Origin of the sequence: Paenibacillus sp. FSL A5-0031, assembly GCF_001956295.1 — a bacterium.
Taxonomy (GTDB): domain Bacteria; phylum Bacillota; class Bacilli; order Paenibacillales; family Paenibacillaceae; genus Pristimantibacillus.
This window is the reverse complement of sequence record NZ_MRTD01000019.1, coordinates 77,909-96,093: the sequence shown is the minus strand read 5'-3', so window position 1 is coordinate 96,093 and position 18,185 is coordinate 77,909. Positions and strand designations below refer to the sequence as shown.

Sequence of the window (18,185 nt, the reverse complement as noted above, 5' to 3'; positions counted from 1 at the left end):
GCTGCTTCAATCTTTTTATTATGAATTCAAGAAACCAATATTGGGAGGTCATAAATGTGGGTAACAAAAAAAGGATAAAAGCATCTGCATTAATCATGGTGACAGTCGGTATGCTGCTAGCGGGCTGTAGCAACAATAATGTGCCGCAAAATAGTGGAAGTTCGGCGGTTGATTCAAAAGAAACGGATACAAAGCAGCTATTTGGGCAACTGATCGCAAAAGACCCGCTTGAGCTGACGATCCATATGCATTACTCAGACAAGTTTATTTTCGACGATAATTGGCCTATCTTCAAAGAAGCGGCAGCGATGACCAATATTAAGTTGAAAGGAACGGCATCTAAAGCCTCAACGAATAGTAAAGAACTGTTCAATACAATGATGGCTTCCGGGAAAATTCCCGATCTGGTTCATCATCAAATTAAGGAGCAGTACGACAGCCTTGGGGTTGAAGGAGCCTTTCTTGAGCTAGATGGACTGATTGAAGAACATGCTCCGAACATTAAAAAGTTCTTTTCTGAACATCCTGATGCAGCCAAATATATGAAAGCCTATAACGGCAAAACGTATTTCCTTAACTTTACTCCGGATGGACCGGCTGCCAGGGGCTGGTTTGTACGCCAGGATTGGCTGGAAAAACTGGGACTTGAGCAACCCAAAACGGTAGATGAGCTGTATGCACTATTGAAAGCATTCAAAGAAAAGGATCCGAACGGCAACGGAGCAAAGGATGAAATTCCATATTTCAGCAGGTCGAAGCTAGATGGAATTTACGACCTGCTCATCCAGTGGGGTGTGCAGGGCGGGGCCGATGCGGCCAAACGTGGATTTTACGCGGACAACGGTGTCGTCAAGTACGGCATGTATGAGCCAGGATATAAGACGGCAATCGAGAATATTGCGAAGTGGTACAAGGAAGGCTTAATTGATAAAGAAATTTTCACCCGCGGAGCGAAAGCGCGTGACATTTTGCTCGGAGACAATGTCGGCGGCATGACGCACGATTGGTTCGCCAGCACGGCTAATTTCAATGATATTCTTGCGTCTAAGATTCCTAGCTTCTCCTTTGTTCCGATGACGCCCCCAGTGAATACCGAGGGCAAAGTCGTCGAAGAGAGTTCCCGTAAAGGGACGCATGCGAGCGGATGGGGAATCTCAGCGAGTACCAAGCATCCCGTCGAAGCGATCAAATATATGGATTTCTGGTTCTCCGAGGAGGGTCGGAGACTGATGAACTTTGGCATCGAAGGAAAGGACTATGACCTCGTGGACGGCAAGCCGAAGTTTAAAGACTCCGTATTGAAAAATAAAGAAAAGACAGTTATTCAACAGCTTCAGGAAGAGGGAGCTCAGATCGAGCTGGCCTTCCAGCAAGACTATGCTTACGAAGAACAATGGACAAACGCGACTGCGTTGAAAGGTATCAAGGAATACATTGACAATGGTTATATTATGCAGGCCTACCCACCGATCTCATATACGGATGAGGAACGGACCAAATTTGAGGAGCTGAATGCGGGCGTATTGACCTATGTCGAGGAAAAGCTGCAGAGATGGGTGCTCGGCGTAGAACCGATCAACGATGAGACATTCAGCAAGTATATTAAGGAGTTGGAAGACTTAGGCATCAAGCAATTGCTTGAACTAGAGCAAGTTGCATACGACCGTTACATGAAATAGTTGGAATCCCTCCCTCCGGAGCCGTGATGATTTTGGGGGGAGTATTCCCTCTGGATTGTAAAGGTTATCGAAAATGTGATAGAGAACTTCGTAACGAAACAAAAATTATTTATTGGAGATGAAGAAATGAATCTGCAATCATTGTTGATTGAACCGATAAGTACAACAGAGCTGCTAGCTAACTTGCGTTCGAGGCTAGAGCCGATGGAAGATAAAGCCGCCTATATAGCAGCCCATATGCCTGATCATGTGCGCGAGACGATCGCGAATGCAGAACTCGCTTATCAAGGGATGATCATGCTTCCAGGTACGGGGGGAGTAAGAGAGTTTGTAGGGAACCCGCCTAACTGGCTGGAGCGCAGACATAATGATAATGAATATTTATGGCAGCTGAATCGCATGACTCATTGGCAGGACTTGCTGGAAGCCTATTCTCTCACTAAGGATGTGAAGTACGGTCATAAGGTCGTCGATGAAATGATGAACTGGATCGAGTTAGTCACTATTCCCGAGGACTTACTCGATAAGCCGATTGACTATTTTACGAAATGCCATCCGCTGAGGGTTTTGGAGATTGGTATTCGAGCCTACAAAATTTGGCCGCTTATCCTGGAGCATCTAGGTCACTCGGAGCTGTTTACGGAGGCAGTGTTGGAGCAGTATTTAACAGTCATTTACAAGCAAATAAAAGCTCTGCGCAACGTGTCGCCTCAGCTGTGGCCTAAAGCGGATCATAATCATTATTTAATGGAGTGTTTGGGTCTTCTGACGACGGCCCTATATTTTCCCGAGCTGAAAGAAGCGGAAGAATGGAAGGCTTTTGCGATCGATGGCATCGAAAAGTGCAGCATAGCGCAGTTGACGGAGGACGGCGGTCAAATCGAGGGTTGCCCATCGTACCATAATGGCTGCATGTTCTGGTTCGGGCTAGCTGTGGTTCTGGCTAAACGTTTCCACTTTCAGTTCTCACCTGCGTACATGGAGCGGTTTAGAAAAAATTTGGATTACTCAATCTACTCGTTAAGACCGACCGGTAAATGTGTGCCTGTCGGCGATTCCTATGCGAATCCCCTTGCTGTAATGTCCGGCGTCTATGGGTATTTTGCATTGGAGGATGTGTCCTGGCTCGGACTTGCAACAAATTTGATCGATGTGAACGAGGTGGTACGGGAAGCAAGCAAGCATGTATGGAGGGCGCTCGATGTCAGCAAATTCGTGGAAGAGCTTTACTCCCTGCAGGGCAGACAGTTTGTACTAGATAAGCCGACGACATTTTGGAATCGAACGTTGCATCAAGCGATTATCCGCAGCGGCTGGGATTCAAAGGCTCTCAGTTTTTTGTTTACATGTAAAAGCCCTGTTCAGAATGCCCATGCCCACATTGATTTGATGAGCTTTGATTTTACTGCGCTCGGAAAAGACATGATTTGCGATCCCGGATTTTTTTGTTATCGAGATGATGAGGACCGCAAGCAGTTCAAGAGTTCAAATTATCACTCTACGCTGCTAATCGATGAGCGAGATCATTTCGAGTATATTCGCCCCTTTCAATACGGACCGCAAAAACCCGGCGGAATCTACAATGTAGAGGATAGAGGTTTCTACCGGCTCGCCAGCGCCTGCCATACAAATTACGAACCGGTGATTCATCACCGGCATATTTCACTGGTCGATAATCGGTTCGTTCTTATTGCGGACCTTGTGGAAGGGCTGAATGACCATAGCGTTCAGCGCTATTTCCATCTGGATTTTGTCGAGGTGAAGGAGAACCTGGGCGGCGTGATTGCGACAAGCGAAAATGCGAATCTGGCGATTGCGACAAGCCATATAGGGGAATTGGATTTTCTACAAGGAAGGTTGTCTGATGAGACCGATCTCTCAAGGCCTTCGACAAGGGTACGCTTCCAAGATAGATTCAGCGGTACGGTTACTTTCTTGACGGTGCTTATTCCTTTTCAAGGGGGGCAGCAGCCTGCCGTTCAGATTGTTAAAACAGCGGATGGTGTATTTAACTTCGAGCTTGAAGAGCGATACTTTGTTTCGATACACGAAAGAGATATGCACATATCCAAATAGGCTTGCAATGGCGAAACCCGTAGAAAGATAAGAATAGGAGTGAAAAGATGTTGAACCTACAGACTGACGATCAAATTTGGGTTGAAAATGTTATTTCCAAAATAACAGCCAAAATGGGCGCGGTAAGTGAAAGATCAAACAGCAAAATTCCATATACCACAAGTAACGGTGAGCACGATAACCAGATCGAGAAAGATATCAACTGGTGGACTAATGGATTCTGGGGCGGCATGATGTGGCTTATGTACCATGAAACCGGGACTCAGAAGTACAAGGAAATCGCCAATTTTACGGAAGATGCTCTGGATGCTTGTCTCCATCAATTCTACGGTCTGCACCATGATGTCGGTTTTATGTGGCTGCCTACGAGTGTGGCCAATTATAAAGTTACCGGAAATCTGGAATCCCGCAAGAGGGCGATGCATGCCGCCAACTTGCTTGCCGGACGATTAAACTTGGTGGGCGGGTTTATCCGCGCTTGGAACGATGATACAACCAGCGAAGATACGAGAGGATGGGCGATCGTGGATTGCATGATGAATCTTCCTCTTCTGTATTGGGCGAGTGAAGAGACCAAAGATCCGCGATATGCTCAAATCGCGATGAAGCACGCTGACACCGCTCTCGATGCTTTTATTAGGCCGGACGGTTCCGTGAATCATATCGTGGAGTTCGACCCATTCAAAGGAAGCGTTGTCCGAACTTATGGCGGTCAAGGATTTGAGGAAGGCTCGTCCTGGACTCGTGGGCAGACGTGGGCTTTGTACGGCTTTATGATCAGTTATAAGCATACAGGGAAGCAGGAATATTTGCAGGCAGCCAAACGCGTGGCGCATTATTTTATGGCAAATATTCCGGATAACGGCATTATTCCGATCGATTTCCGTCAACCGAACGAGCCCGCTTACGAAGATTCCACGGCAGCGGCAATCGCGGCTTGCGGACTGATTGAAATCGCCAAAGCAGTTGGCGAGTACGAAAAGGAAGTCTATCTGAAGGCCGCACTGAAATTGTTGAAAACGTTGGACGTTTCTCGCTGCGACTGGACGACGGATTCCGACCATCTGCTGATCAATGGTTCAGCGGCGTATCATCATCATGACAATCATATTTCAATCATTTATGGCGACTATTATTTCATGGAAGCTGTTTTCAAGCTAAAAGGGAACGAGTTGTTTTTGTGGTAGTAAAACGATGAGTACCAACGAGAATATCATCCTTGCCAATAAATTGTACTAAGAAAGTTGAAATGCTAGATCTGCTGGATAGCTTGAAATATCGCGGGAGCAGGAGATTGTGCGTTCACTGCGGTTTCGGGAAACGGTAGAGATACTTAAGGATAAACGGATTAAGAAGATATTTTAATAGGGTTGGGCCTCTCTGCAGGGTGATGCGGGGAGGCTTTTCTTTTTGCCTGCTGATGTTGTCAGACTAACGGGCAGTTTCGGTTTAGCGTAGAAATGGCTAAATCGAAAACATGAAATAGAACACCTGAAAGTTACACTTTTTGAATAAAAGTAAATGAAATATAATGTCCTAGCAGCTTCCTAAATGAGGTAAATGCTATGAGGACAGGATGGACATTTACGATCTTATATTGAAGAAAGAATTAAAAATGATAGCAAGACACTGTTAGCCGAAAATTTCGAGTTTACTTGGGTGACGGAAGATGATAAGACATTAAATATTACCTTTCCTAATTGATTTATTTGTGAAAAGTAATTCTGCATTTTTTCGAAATCCTCAGGAAATCGCTTATGTTAACGGGGATCGATAGTTGATTAACATATGGATGAGTAGGCTCTATTAACGGAAAACATATAATTATCAAGAGGTGATTAGAATTTGTGGAAGTATATTGAACCGAGTTATTACATCACGTTAGAAAGCTGTTTAAAGGAATCATGTGATGGAGAGAAAATACTTGAGGAAATAGTTAACGACCATTTGCAGAAGAGTAAAGGGTTCAAAAGTGAAGAATGTAAATGGCTGGTTATTGATACATATCAGTTATCGTGGAACTGGAATGAGTATATGAGATTCAGAAGAAAAAAAGGGAATTTCGAAAAGGAAGGGCTCATAATAGACGAATCCTATTGATAAATTGTTATAAGTCTTTTAACAAATGGAACATGATAGTTGTGCAACGCTAGAGCGGATTGCTATGGTAGCTGCTCTCTTCTTCATTAAGCTACGTGCAGGATACTTGAATTTGAATCATTTGGCGAATAGTATTAGAATTAAAAAATTAAAATTACTTAGATATTGGAGAATGCAACAATGCAAATTCGTGAAATTGAAGAAAAGGACAATCAAACCATAGAGCGAATAATTAGAAGCTCATTGGAATCATTTAACCTAAACATACCGGGAACAGCATATTTTGACCCTCAACTCAGCAATCTGGCACAATATTACAAGGAACAACCAAATTCAAAGTACTGGGTTGTAGTGAATGAACAAAACGAAGTGGTAGGCGGTGTGGGGATCGCACCTTTTGGGCAGGAATTGGGAATTTGCGAGTTGCAAAAGCTATACATTACACCCGAAGCTCAAGGCAGGGGTCTGTCAAATGATCTTATGAAAGTAGCGCTCGACTTCGCCAAGGAATACTATACACATTGTTATTTAGAAACATTGAAGAAACTTCAAGCAGCAAATCTCCTCTACATTAAATTAGGTTTCCAACAACTTGAAAGACCATTAAATGGTTCAGAGCATAATGCTACAGACGCTTGGTTTATAAAAGAGTTATCAATTATGGATTAGTGCATTATCCCGAAGGTGATGTTAGCACCTGGTTGGAGATTTTTAGAACGATAGTTCAATGAACTTCCAGATTTAATTAATTTAAAATAAAAAAAGTGATTCAGCTATTGGAACACGTTAGCGTGAAAACAATGAGTAGCCTGCCGCAGCAACTGCTCATTGTTTTTTTTGTTACTCTACGGTAAGTTTTCCATGTACTCAATCCTACGAATTTGCCATTCAATTTCAACGAGACAACAAAGGAGCAAGGGGCCTTCCTACTAGACTTGTCTTCTGTTCACGAGCTGAGAAAGAACCTACATTATTGTGCACTAAATGTCGGGAAGGGAATTACCTTCTCTGCTATGCTTTGAGTAACGAGGGGAGGCGATATGATGGATGTGCTGGCGAAACTGAACAAAGCTTTAAGCTATATTGAGGAGAATCTTACTGATCATGTGGACTATCAGGAGGCAGCGAAAATTGCCTGCTGTTCAGAATATCATTTTACACGAATGTTCTCATTCCTTGCAGGCATTACACTGTCGGAATACATCCGCCGAAGACGCCTAACTTTGGCAGCACTCGAGCTAAGCCACAGTGACATCAAGATCATCGATGCTGCGATGAAATACGGATATACTTCTCCGGATTCCTTTGCTAGGGCTTTCCAAAGCATGCATGGGATTAATCCCTCGGAAGCCCGAATCCATGGACAGTCCCTCAAAGCCTTCCCGCGGATGACGTTTCAACTGACTATCAAAGGAGGAAGTGAAATGAATTACCGTATTGAAGACAAAGAGGCTTTTCACATTGTGGGAATCAAAAAAAGAGTGCCAATCGTATTTCATGGGGTGAATCCGGAAATTGCAGCGATGTTTGAAGGACTCACCCCAGAAATGATTGATAAGATTAAGAGTTTTTCGAATGTTCAACCTTCAGGACTAATCAGTGCTTCCACGAATTTTAGAGAAGGGCGGTTTGAGGAGAAAGGAGAGCTCGATCATTACATTGGGGCAGCCACAACGAAAGATGGGAATGGCTTAGCTCAGTTGGAGGTACAAGCCTCTGGATGGGCTGTATTCACAGTTGTCGGACCATTTCCGAGTGCACTTCAAGAGACCTGGGGACGTATTTATTCCGAATGGTTTCCATCTGCGGAATATGAGCTGAACAATGGACCGGAAATGCTCTGGCATGAGCACAAAGATGTAGCATCACCGCAATTCAAAAGTGAAATATGGATACCCATTATAAAGAAATAAGCAGCGGTAGCGTTTAATGAAGTAACGGAGAACTATAATTAAATGATAGACAGTGATGAGCAGGTACTACGGTAGCCTGCTCATTTCATTATTCTAACGGGCAAGATAGTGAAATTATTCCTAAGGGAAAACGTAAGATATTAATATCATTTTTGTGAAAAAAGGGGTGATTTGGTGGTTTTATTAGGAATATTTGCAGGTCTATTTTCGATTTTCTTCTTATTTTTATTAATTTTTGGTCTTATACAATGCAAGAAAAATCACTTCATTGCAGGCTTTTACTTCTTTCTTATTATTTTATTATTGAAGATCTATGATTTTATTGCACCTTTTACAATAGGTCGACTCATTAATTCTTATGATGCGAACCGTACTACACTACCGCTTGGAATGACATTTGGAGAGATGATCACATTACTGAATATCATCCCTAGAATCATAGAAGTTATTGCTTTTATCTTTCTAGTTGTCGGACTGTATCGAGTATGGAAAACTAAGACATTAAAGCTATGAATCTGAGATAAGTAATTGTGCTAATGGGTAGGATCGTTTATTGATTGTGCAAAATGTTTAAAATGTTAGGTGTTTACGAAGTTCGCAAAGAGCATGACCTGATTATAAAATAAGTCTTGTTTCAAGGAGAGAAAACATGGATTACAGTTCACCATTTGAAGCGGCGTTAAAGGTGAAACGATGGCCTATAGATACCATAGCGACGGGTCGTCGTCATACCGTTGGTCTTAAATCGGACGGAACGGTGACAGCAGTGGGTGATAACAAATATGGCCAATGTGATGTAAGCGGCTGGAGTGATATTGTGGCGGTTGCGGCAGGTAACGTTCATATGGCAAAGAACACGGGTAATGCGCATACAATCGGGCTTAAATCTGATGGCACGGTGACGGCTGTAGGTTGGAATACGCATGACCAATGCAATGTAGATGGCTGGAGCGATATTGTAGCGGTTGCGGCGGGATGGCGTTGTACCGTTGGGCTTAAATCTGACGGCACGGTGGTGGCTGTAGGTCGAAATAATGAAGGCCAATGCAATGTAAACGGCTGGTGTGATATGGTGGGTGTATCGGCGGGTGACTGGCATACCGTCGGGCTTAAATCTGACGGTACGGTAATGATTGTGGGTAATAATCAGTATGGCCAATGTAATGCAAGCGACTGGCACGACATAGTGGCGGCAGCGGCGGGTTACCTTCATACCGTTGGGCTTAAATCGGACGGCACAGTAACGGCTGTGGGTAGGAATAAGCATGACCAATGTAATGTAAGCAGCTGGAGCAGTATTGTGGCGATAGCAGCGGGAAGTAATCATACAATCGGGCTTAAATCTAACGGCACGGTGGTCGCTTTGGGTAGTAATGAACACGGCCAATGCAATGTAAGTGGCTGGCGCGATATTGTGGCGGTAGCGGCAGGCTGCGCTCATACGCTCGGTCTTAAATCGGACGGAACGGTGGTTGCTGTGGGTGATAATGAATATGGCCAATGCGATGTAAGTAGCTGGCGTGGCATTCAGCTGCCGGGCAATTAGTTTCAATTATGATAATATATATAGAGATTTAAGTCGGTGGGACGTCTGCGTGGAATGTTTCATGCACCCATGTGTGATAAAATTTGGGTATGATTATGGAGAAATATGAGAGAATGCAGGTGAGAGATTGAACTATATTTTCATTAAACGATTTGGAATATTAGTAGCAAGTCTTTGCATCTGGTTTATCATTCACACTACTTTCGTGATAATAGATGGGTTGAATGATGAATTGAAACCAGTTGACGCCGCTGTAGTATTAGGAAATAAAGTAGAAGTTAATGGACAGCCTTCTGAGCGGTTAAAAGCAAGATTAGATAAGTCCGTAGAGCTTTATAAAAGGGGCTACTTTACTTTTATCATTGTAAGTGGCGGTATTGGTAAGGAAGGTTTCGATGAAGCAAAGGTTATGAAATCATACTTAATAGATAAAGGGTTACCGGAAGATAAAATTATAGAGGATAATAATGGGTACAACTCATATATGACGGCCCAAAATACTAACAAGATTATGGATCAATTAGATTTAGACTCTATTATGGTTATTACTCAATATTTTCATGTATCTAGAACAAAATTAGCATTTAGAAAAATGGATATTAAAGAAGTGTACTCAGCTCATGCCAAAGTCTTTGAGTTTAGAGATGTTTACTCCTTGATACGAGAATTCCCAGCATATTATAAGTATCTCTTAAAATAATGATATAAATAAAATGATAACCTTACCTGCGTTAAAGTAGGATGGAATTAGCTTCACAACTCTTTAACTAACGGCGACCGATAGTTCAACGGACCAAAGAGCAGTTAGCCAATGGCAGCTGCTCCTTTCACGTTAAGCTGACTGGTAGTTTAGCGTGGACAAAGCCAATCATGGGTAGCCTTTTCTTTATCTCACCTATGGGTAGTAATGATGAACAAATTTTTAGAAAGATTATAAATAATTAGAGAATAAAAGGTGGATGAATTTGAACCAAAAAATAAAAGAAATACTTTTAAATTCAACGAAGACGATATTTTAGAAATTTTAACATTTTAACTGAATATCTTGCAGAAGAAAGTGGATTTGAGACATTTCAATCAAGAGCAATCCTTTTGGGTACGCAAGGAAAAGACTTGAGGTTAATTTCAGTTATTGGTGATTTAGAAGACGATGATATTTCAAAATTAGAGTTAGAGGATATCGATAATAAAACAGTATTTAATGGTACGCATTGATTTTATAAAAAAACTTGTTCTTTGATAAACTAACAGAACACGATAGTTGAATAATAGACATTGAAGAGCAGGTACTACGGTATCCTGCTCTTAAGGATACTGGAACAATAGCGAAGAATTAAAATGGAAACGAGACTGTGAGGTGTCTTCAATAGAAAAGTGTTTTGAAGTTAACAAAATAATGAATGGATTTCGTATTCCTTGGGCTATAGCTATGGTCGATCAATCTCTATCAAGATAAAGTAACTCAAGATCACATTGACATTAGAATTGCTATTTTAAGAGACAAGCAATTAGCTATTTGAGAATATCTGACTAGTTGGATTTTTTATGAAGCAAACTGGAGAATAAACAAAAAGATGATTATTAATTGAGAGGGATTATAATTAATATTTGGAAAATGATACTTATTGTTTTACTTGTTGATTTAATTGTTGCTTTAAGATTAGGGATTTTTTCGAGTTTTAAAAGAAAGGGAGTTATTATTTCTCTGATTTTAGTGAATTTTATTATGTTAATAGGATATATATTTTATAAGATTGATTAATTTCCTACATGCAGTCGAGAGGGACATACTCCTGCATTATATCTTGATAAGAACGCGATAAAGTTCGCCTCGAATTTGAGTTTGATATAGATTTGTATGCTAACCCCTAAAAAGATAAGCTTGAATAATCCTATTTAATTTCTAATGAAAAAACCAACGGTTCGCGACAGCCCCATGAACATAAGAAAAATTGGCCCGAAATAATGGCAGTCGTTTTCTCAACTAAAGGGCAGGATCGTTTAATCGCTTCAAGAGAACTTCAAGTACGGAGAATTTATGAAGTTCGAAAAAGAGACGTTAATAGATAATTCTAATGCAATAAGAAGGTGAAATGCTATTTATCAGATATTTCAAAAGGAGTTTAAAGAAGCAATTTTTGAAGATGATGTCTATTTTCGTCCAGTTATGACTAGAGAAATTGATGAAGATTTTATTATTGAGTTCCATGTTTTTTTATATTTTACCGGATCTATCGTTCAAAAGTGGGAAGTGGAATTTAAACAAGTTAGAGATTATAAAATTACTTTAGATTTTTTTGAAGATATAGAAATTGAAACAAATCATCCTTTATTACTTGATTATCTTGAACCAACTCATGAGTTATATTTCAAAGGCAAATCAAATGAAGTGTTTAAGGTTATTGGGGAACTACTAACTGAACATCAGAAGGCAACAGACAAATGGATAGAATTTCAGCACTTTTTAATCGGGGATCTAGAATGGCTATTAATGCAAGGACAAGGGCTTCTGGCTAAAGGTCCAAAATCAATTATTACGGTGTATGAGAAAGTATTAAAGAATAATAGACTTAATACATCTGTCCTTAAGTTTGATCTTAAACTTGAAGAATCTATAGTAACCATCTTAGGAAAGTCTTTTATCATATGTAGGGAAGTAGAATTCAAGAGGATTTTGTAGTTTTATTGTAGAGACCAGAATCTTCTTATAAACACTATATTCACGCTTCGGTATTTTTAGCCAATAGTCCCGCTTGGAGCTAACGGGACACGATAGTTCAATAATTAAAGGGTTGCCCTGAGTTAGCCCTTTGTTCAACTAACAGGCAGCATAGTTTAATCACTCACCATTAATAGGTTAAATAAAAGGCGATTAAAGTTTCTTCACGAAGAAGTAATGAAATACCTCATCAAGCTAATATACAATTCCTGAATGATGAATGTGGAGAGGAATTATAACGAGATGGAAAAAATGATATGGACTAAAGAAAAACTTTGGCAAGGCAGTGTGCTAGCTTCTATTGCACATGCAATAAACATAGCACATTATCCTGAATTAGCTAATGAACAATCTTGGGATGGTTTCAATTACAATGTTCAAGATAGTTCTGGAACAAGAGGAACCATAACATTCCATTCTAACTATTTTGTTGCTGCATTTCGTAATGACCATAGCAAAAGATTATCCAACTACATAAATGCTCAAGACTATTTTAGAGATGCTCCATACGAAGTGAAGGAATTAGCTGCAAATGAAACTCTTCAATATCTGCTAGACGATGTCAATGGAAATGATGTCCCTTTGATAACTACTGCTGTTTGGGGAGTCGACGATATAATCTACTCGCAGGACGAAATGAAAGAGATAATTGCTCATGGTGGTTTTCTCTTAGATAGACAATCCTGTGACATTGAGGATGCTTTAATCACATGGAAAGAAGAGTATGAAATGTCAGAGGGACAAACTAATTTATTAAGACAACTATTTCTGCGTAAGTTAAGTAATCCATCCGAAATCATCACTATGACAAAAGATGAAATTCAAATGATTGAATCCGTAGACGAGGCGGGACTAGAAGAAAGTAGAACTTCATTTGATGAAATTGGTATACAGTGGGAGTAGGCGAGGAGTCTTAATGCTACTGTAGAGCTTTTATTGTCAGCATGCCCGAAACAACGGCGGGATTATAATGTTGGATTTAATCTTGGGCAATTGGGATAACATCTGATGAGATAGACAACCTTGACTCAACGAATGGGCAGGATACAATAAAGCACCAGGTCAAAAAAGAGTGTTATAATTTTGGGTGGAAATATTAGTTTGTCCAGTAAGTGGGGGGTAAAATGATAATAATAAATCACTTAGACACTAAACTATCAAGCCGATATGAGGAGCTTGACTCAAATCAAGATGGGAATAAAAATACTCAATTTGCTGACATTATTGTTGATGGCAAATCGATATACAATAGGCTCAGGAAATATAACATGGTCCCTGCATTAGGCTGGGGCACAAGTGATAATCAACGGCAAATGATTGATTATTTTCTTTTAAGGCAACCCCACGAATATTTGTACTATAGGTATCCCATTTTAGTTTGTCCTTTATGTGGAGATGAGGAATGTGGATTTATTTCAGTTAAGATTGATAAAGAGGGGGATATTGTCATCTGGAGAGATTTCATATTAGAAGGTGAGAATAAAAAAATAGACATAGGCCCTTTCTACTTTAATTGGGATAATTATTCCTCGGTAATTAACAATACTTATGGCCTTACGGACGATAATTCTAATTAATCATTGAACTAACGGGGAACAATAGTTCAACGGACCATAGAGCAGTTAGCCGGATGGCAGCTGCTCCTTTCTCGTTAAGCTAATTGGCAGGATAATTGAGTGGGAGTCGTTGAATTCATTGAAGAATTAAAGGGAAGTTTAGAGTGCGGTATAGGGTGTTCATATAAAACACAAGGGAGGAATCCTAATTTGAATCATTTACTAGGATTAAATCAATTGGTAAATAAAAATTATCGTGAATTATTCTCAGGTGTTTTATGAAAAGCCTATAGAAATACTGAGTCTGTATATATTGAAGATGACTTATTCATCTTTTTAAGACCAGCGATTAAAAACGGATATGAACCTTTCGAAAGTTTCGATCGTTTTGAAATTTCAAAGGAATATTGGAATCAGATTAAAAGTGGACTTGTCTTAATAAGGGAATACTTACTTAATCAAAAAAAGACTGAACTCACAGAATACATACAACCATATTTTATGACACAAACAGAGAGCTTTTTAAATAGTTATTTAGAAAATAGGGTTTTAATTGGTGAATTAATCAATGAGATGATTTACTGGATTGAAAAACAGTTAATTGAATATGAGTTTATCACATTCATTGGGCTATAGAGAGGCATCAGTTAGTAGAAATATTTAGACTGAGGGAAGGGAAACTAGTTTTTGCAACTGAAGTATCAATCTCGCTGGCTCTTATACTTTAACGTGTTGATAGAGCTTTTTTGATCATCGTCTGCTCAATAATGGAATTCAACTAATTGGACACGTAAGTTCTATAAAATAGCGACAGTCTAGGACTCTTTATTTTCTCGTCCTTGGTTGTCGCTATTTCAATTTCTAAGTTCAGTCTAAAACTTATTTTGTGGAGACTAACGGTATGACAACTCGAAAAATCGGGTGGAATAAAGACATCCAGTCTAATACTTTATGTTCTTTTTACATATCGAATCATGACTGCTTTTTCTTACCATGGAATTGAAAATTTATGACGCGTGCTTTTCCAATTCAACGAACCGGTCACGACTAGAGCAGCGAAATAAAGAAACAAGGAACAGAGGATTGAAATGATTACGCACCATAACTGCGGCATACCGTGGCTGACTAGCTGGTTATAGGTCAAGTGTCCGCAGATTGCCATTAGCATCATGCAGATCCCAACCTTGATATAAGGACGAATGCTCCCATAAAATCCGATCGAACTCGAGATGGAAAAAAAGTTCAACAGCGTTTGTATCAATATGCCAATACCGATGCCGAACGCAACACCAACGATTCCTAATTGACTGCCTAACACGAAGACCGAGACACCCTTAAATACAGTAGCTATTACGTAATTCCATAGAGCTGCTTTCGCGCGACCGAGGCCAAGTAGAATCGCATGAAGTGGAGCATCGAAATAATGTAGAAAAAACATAGGCGCCAGTATTTTTAAAAGTAATCCTGCTTCAGGCGCATTATAGACTTGTGTCGTTAGTGGAGTTGCCCATTCGTACAGGATAACGGTTGCTGGCGCACCGATCAGAAGTCCCAATATCATAGCTTGATTCATCCGCTCATGTATGAGCAAACTATTTTTGTTCACTGTGGCCTCACCAATCGCGGGAATAAGAGCGGTGGATAAGGATTGCGTAATAAAGCTTGGCATGAATAATAGCGGAAACACATAGCCGGCCAGCAGACCGAATTGCTTCGTGGCTAAAGCTGTGCCGATGCCGTACAGGCCCAGGCTGGTTGTAATAAGAAGCGGCTGGAAAGCGTTGTATAGCGAATGAATGATACCATGACCAGTCGTCGGAAGTCCGATTTGCAGAAGCTCGGCGAGTGTGCTTCTTCCTTGCTTCAGATGGCTCGCCCAAGTCTCGCCCGATACCTTCGATTCACCATATAGCTTGTAGCTTGTCATCAGAAATAAGAGGCTTATCGCTTCGCTGACGACAGAGGCAGCCATTGCACCTGCAGCTGCATAAGCAATTCCGTAAGGCAGCAATAGGTGTACCAACGCTAGCACACAAGCGATTTGAACGGTATGCTCCAGCACATCGGAAGCTGCAATGGTCTTCATCTGCTGCATGCCCCGAAAATAACCCTTTAAAACGGCGGAGACTGCGATAATCGGTGCGATCGGTGTAATCGCTAGCATGGCGTAATAAGCCCGCTGGTCGCTTAACAGAATTGACGCGATCCACTCTGATCCAAGTAACGATATGGTCGTGAGCGCTACGCTCAAAACGCCCGTAACTGCGAGCGAGACATACAGAATGCGCCTCACTTTCATCCGTTCGCCTCGTGCCTGGGCCTCTGCGACCAACTTGGAAATTGCCACCGGTAATCCAAGCTCCGTAATCGTAATGACGAGCGGAACAAGCGGATGCGCCATCATCAAGATGCCGATTCCCTCTGCGCCCAGTACGCGAGCTATATACATGCCGCTGATAAAACCGAGAATACGATTGATGAAAGCAGCAACAGACAAAACCAAAGTACCTCTCATAAACGATTGCCCGAGTTGTGACATGACTTGTGTCCTCCTGTTAATCGAATACATAAATGTATTCAAAAATTTGAAAAGCATGCGAACAAGCTCAAGATGCTAGCCAGGCGCCAGCGGTGTCATAAGAAAATGAAGTCTTAAGCTGACGATGCTCAATTAAGCTAACGAGTAATTAATCACCAGGACGAGGCTGCCGAAATAAATCGGCAGCCTCGTTGAGCTAACGGGCAGTTTATCAGGTCAGGTTGGACAAGAAAAGGGGGCTGCAAGATCAGTCTCAGGAATGGTTACCATGGTTGCCACTTCATGGTTACGTGCTAAATAAGCGTCTTACAAAATTGTAAGGTAGATGTAAGGCAAAGCCATAGCTTGGGCCAGCTTTACAGGATAATATTGGAATAAACAAAATAGAAATTTTTTAAAAGGAGAATCGAGATGAGGCTGTTTGAACTGTTGCTTTTGTTGTCAAACATCGGCTTGTTTGCATTATCAGTCCTATTAAAAAAAGGACGGCGTAAGATTTCAGTATTTGTTGCAAGCGGGATCGCCACACTTTTACTGGTCATTCATTGGATGGTGGAAGGATACAGAGTTCAGCTATTTTTTCCATATTGCATAACGGTCATTTTTTTAGCCATTTCAGGTTATCGATATTTTAAAAAAAACGGCCCAAAAAAAATCCCGCGTTTCATGATAGGTTCAGCTAATACCGCTATAGCGCTAATGCTGGTCGTAACAGCGGGTCTCATGTATGCTTTTCCTGTATTTAAACTGCCCGAACCGACAGGCGAATTTAAGGTAGGAACGCAAACTTTTCATTTCGTGGATACAAAGAGAGAAGAGATTTTCGACGAAGCCAGAGATGGTAAGAGAGAATTGATGGTTCAGGTATGGTATCCGGCTCAAGCAGGCACCGGCCAGTACGCTCCCTTTATTCCTGATCCCCAGATTTTACGTTATATGGCTGGGAACTATGGCCTTCCCGGGTTTACTCTTCAACACCTGAAGTACGTATCCAGTCATGCTTATTCGGGGGCCGAAGTTTCTTCGGCACAGACTTCATACCCGCTGATCCTTGCCAATCCCGGGTTCGGCTCTTCCAGGTTCCTCCATACGTCGCAAGCCGAAAATCTCGCGAGTCATGGATATATCGTGGCAGTGATCGACCATACCTACAATACATTTGCAACCGAGTTTCCGGATGGTCGAATCACGACCAGCACAACCAACGACTTATTCTCGCCCGACCATGATTACCGGATGGAAAGCGGAAATCGCGACAAGTTGGGAAAAGTTTTAACCGACGATGTGGCGTTTACGCTGGACCAATTCGAGCTCATCCAATCGGGGCAGATTCCAAGTCATCTAAAAGGGAGGATTGATCTCGGACATGTCGGGGTGTTCGGTCATTCCATCGGAGGAGCGACGGCCTATGACGTTACTTACGATCCACGAATTACGGTTGGAATAGACTTGGATGGAGCGCTTTATCGACTGCGTGAGAGAGAGGGTCTGCGTAAGCCGTTTTTGTTCATGAACTCGCAAAGCGAATTCGAAAGATTAAAAATGGTGAAGGATAACCACGCCTATACGGAGGCAGAGCTTAAACGTATGGGCAACACAAGAGAGTGGATGGATCAAGTAACAGAAGACAAAAAGATAGAGCTTGAACGGATGCGCGAAACGGTTGACGCAGGGGGACAATTCCTCTATATCGACAATACGGAGCATTTGAATTTTACTGACGTACAGTTCATTTCTCCGATTTTCAAAATGCTGGGAGTTACAGGAAAGATTGCGCCCGAAAGAGTGAACTCCGTTATCAATGCCTATATGCTGGATTTCTTCGATATTTATCTAAAAAATCAAGGCGGAATCTTAATGAAAGGACCGGATAGCCGCTTTCCGGAGGTGAAGTTCGTAACCTCGCTGCTGTAATTTCAATATTAGGTCTCATATTAAGCATTAAGGGCTGCCACATGGCAGTCCTACGCTACGCTAACGGGCAGTAAGGACCAATAAATAGGAAAATACATATGATCATTTTTCTCTTTTTTTGGATTATAAATTCAGAGTATCAT

Annotated in this window: 13 protein-coding genes; 12 read left to right on the top strand and 1 reads right to left on the bottom strand. The window is 41.3% G+C overall.

Annotated elements, in window-relative coordinates:
- Positions 1-56 precede the first annotated feature (56 nt).
- The 11 genes from BK120_RS27055 to BK120_RS27000 all read left to right on the top strand — a co-directional run bounded on the left by BK120_RS27055 (position 57) and on the right by BK120_RS27000 (position 13,610).
- Positions 57-1,679 carry an extracellular solute-binding protein gene (locus tag BK120_RS27055; RefSeq protein WP_179089906.1) on the top strand — a complete coding sequence of 541 codons (1,623 nt, stop codon included), beginning with the start codon at positions 57-59 and terminating at the stop codon, positions 1,677-1,679.
- A gap of 126 nt (positions 1,680-1,805) precedes the next feature.
- Positions 1,806-3,755, top strand: coding sequence for an alginate lyase family protein (locus BK120_RS27050; protein ID WP_076270625.1), 1,950 nt, complete (start codon positions 1,806-1,808; stop codon positions 3,753-3,755).
- 47 nt (positions 3,756-3,802) lie between these two features.
- Positions 3,803-4,942, top strand: coding sequence for a glycoside hydrolase family 88 protein (locus tag BK120_RS27045; protein WP_076270624.1), 1,140 nt, complete (start codon positions 3,803-3,805; stop codon positions 4,940-4,942).
- 1,093 nt (positions 4,943-6,035) lie between these two features.
- Positions 6,036-6,524: a GNAT family N-acetyltransferase gene (locus BK120_RS27035; protein WP_076270622.1), complete on the top strand. Its 489-nt coding sequence runs from the start codon at positions 6,036-6,038 to the stop codon at positions 6,522-6,524.
- Between the two features lie 374 nt (positions 6,525-6,898).
- Positions 6,899-7,768, top strand: coding sequence for an AraC family transcriptional regulator (locus BK120_RS27030; protein ID WP_076270621.1), 870 nt, complete (start codon positions 6,899-6,901; stop codon positions 7,766-7,768).
- Positions 7,769-8,417: 649 nt separating this feature from the next.
- Positions 8,418-9,314, top strand: a complete 897-nt coding sequence (locus BK120_RS27020) for an RCC1 domain-containing protein (RefSeq protein ID WP_076270619.1) — start codon at positions 8,418-8,420, stop codon at positions 9,312-9,314.
- Positions 9,315-9,441: 127 nt separating this feature from the next.
- Positions 9,442-10,014 (top strand): YdcF family protein, encoded by a 573-nt coding sequence (locus BK120_RS27015; protein WP_083682515.1) that lies wholly within the window; start codon positions 9,442-9,444, stop codon positions 10,012-10,014.
- A gap of 392 nt (positions 10,015-10,406) precedes the next feature.
- Positions 10,407-10,529: a hypothetical protein gene (locus tag BK120_RS36115; RefSeq protein ID WP_256711036.1), complete on the top strand. Its 123-nt coding sequence runs from the start codon at positions 10,407-10,409 to the stop codon at positions 10,527-10,529.
- A 1,036-nt stretch (positions 10,530-11,565) separates the two neighbouring features.
- Entirely contained in the window at positions 11,566-11,994 is a 429-nt protein-coding gene (locus BK120_RS27010; protein WP_179089905.1) for a hypothetical protein, read from the top strand.
- 282 nt (positions 11,995-12,276) lie between these two features.
- Positions 12,277-12,936, top strand: a complete 660-nt coding sequence (locus tag BK120_RS27005; RefSeq protein ID WP_076270617.1) for a hypothetical protein — start codon at positions 12,277-12,279, stop codon at positions 12,934-12,936.
- A gap of 221 nt (positions 12,937-13,157) precedes the next feature.
- Positions 13,158-13,610 (top strand): oxidoreductase, encoded by a 453-nt coding sequence (locus tag BK120_RS27000; protein WP_076270616.1) that lies wholly within the window; start codon positions 13,158-13,160, stop codon positions 13,608-13,610.
- Between the two features lie 967 nt (positions 13,611-14,577).
- Here the strand turns inward: BK120_RS27000 and spoVB are convergent.
- A complete protein-coding gene (spoVB, locus tag BK120_RS26995) occupies positions 14,578-16,128 on the bottom strand; it encodes a stage V sporulation protein B (RefSeq protein WP_076270615.1) in 1,551 nt (516 codons plus the stop codon).
- Between the two features lie 411 nt (positions 16,129-16,539).
- Here spoVB and BK120_RS26990 point away from each other — a divergent pair, with 411 nt between their 5' ends.
- Positions 16,540-18,042 carry an alpha/beta hydrolase family protein gene (locus tag BK120_RS26990; RefSeq protein WP_076270614.1) on the top strand — a complete coding sequence of 501 codons (1,503 nt, stop codon included), beginning with the start codon at positions 16,540-16,542 and terminating at the stop codon, positions 18,040-18,042.
- Positions 18,043-18,185: the final 143 nt, after the last annotated feature.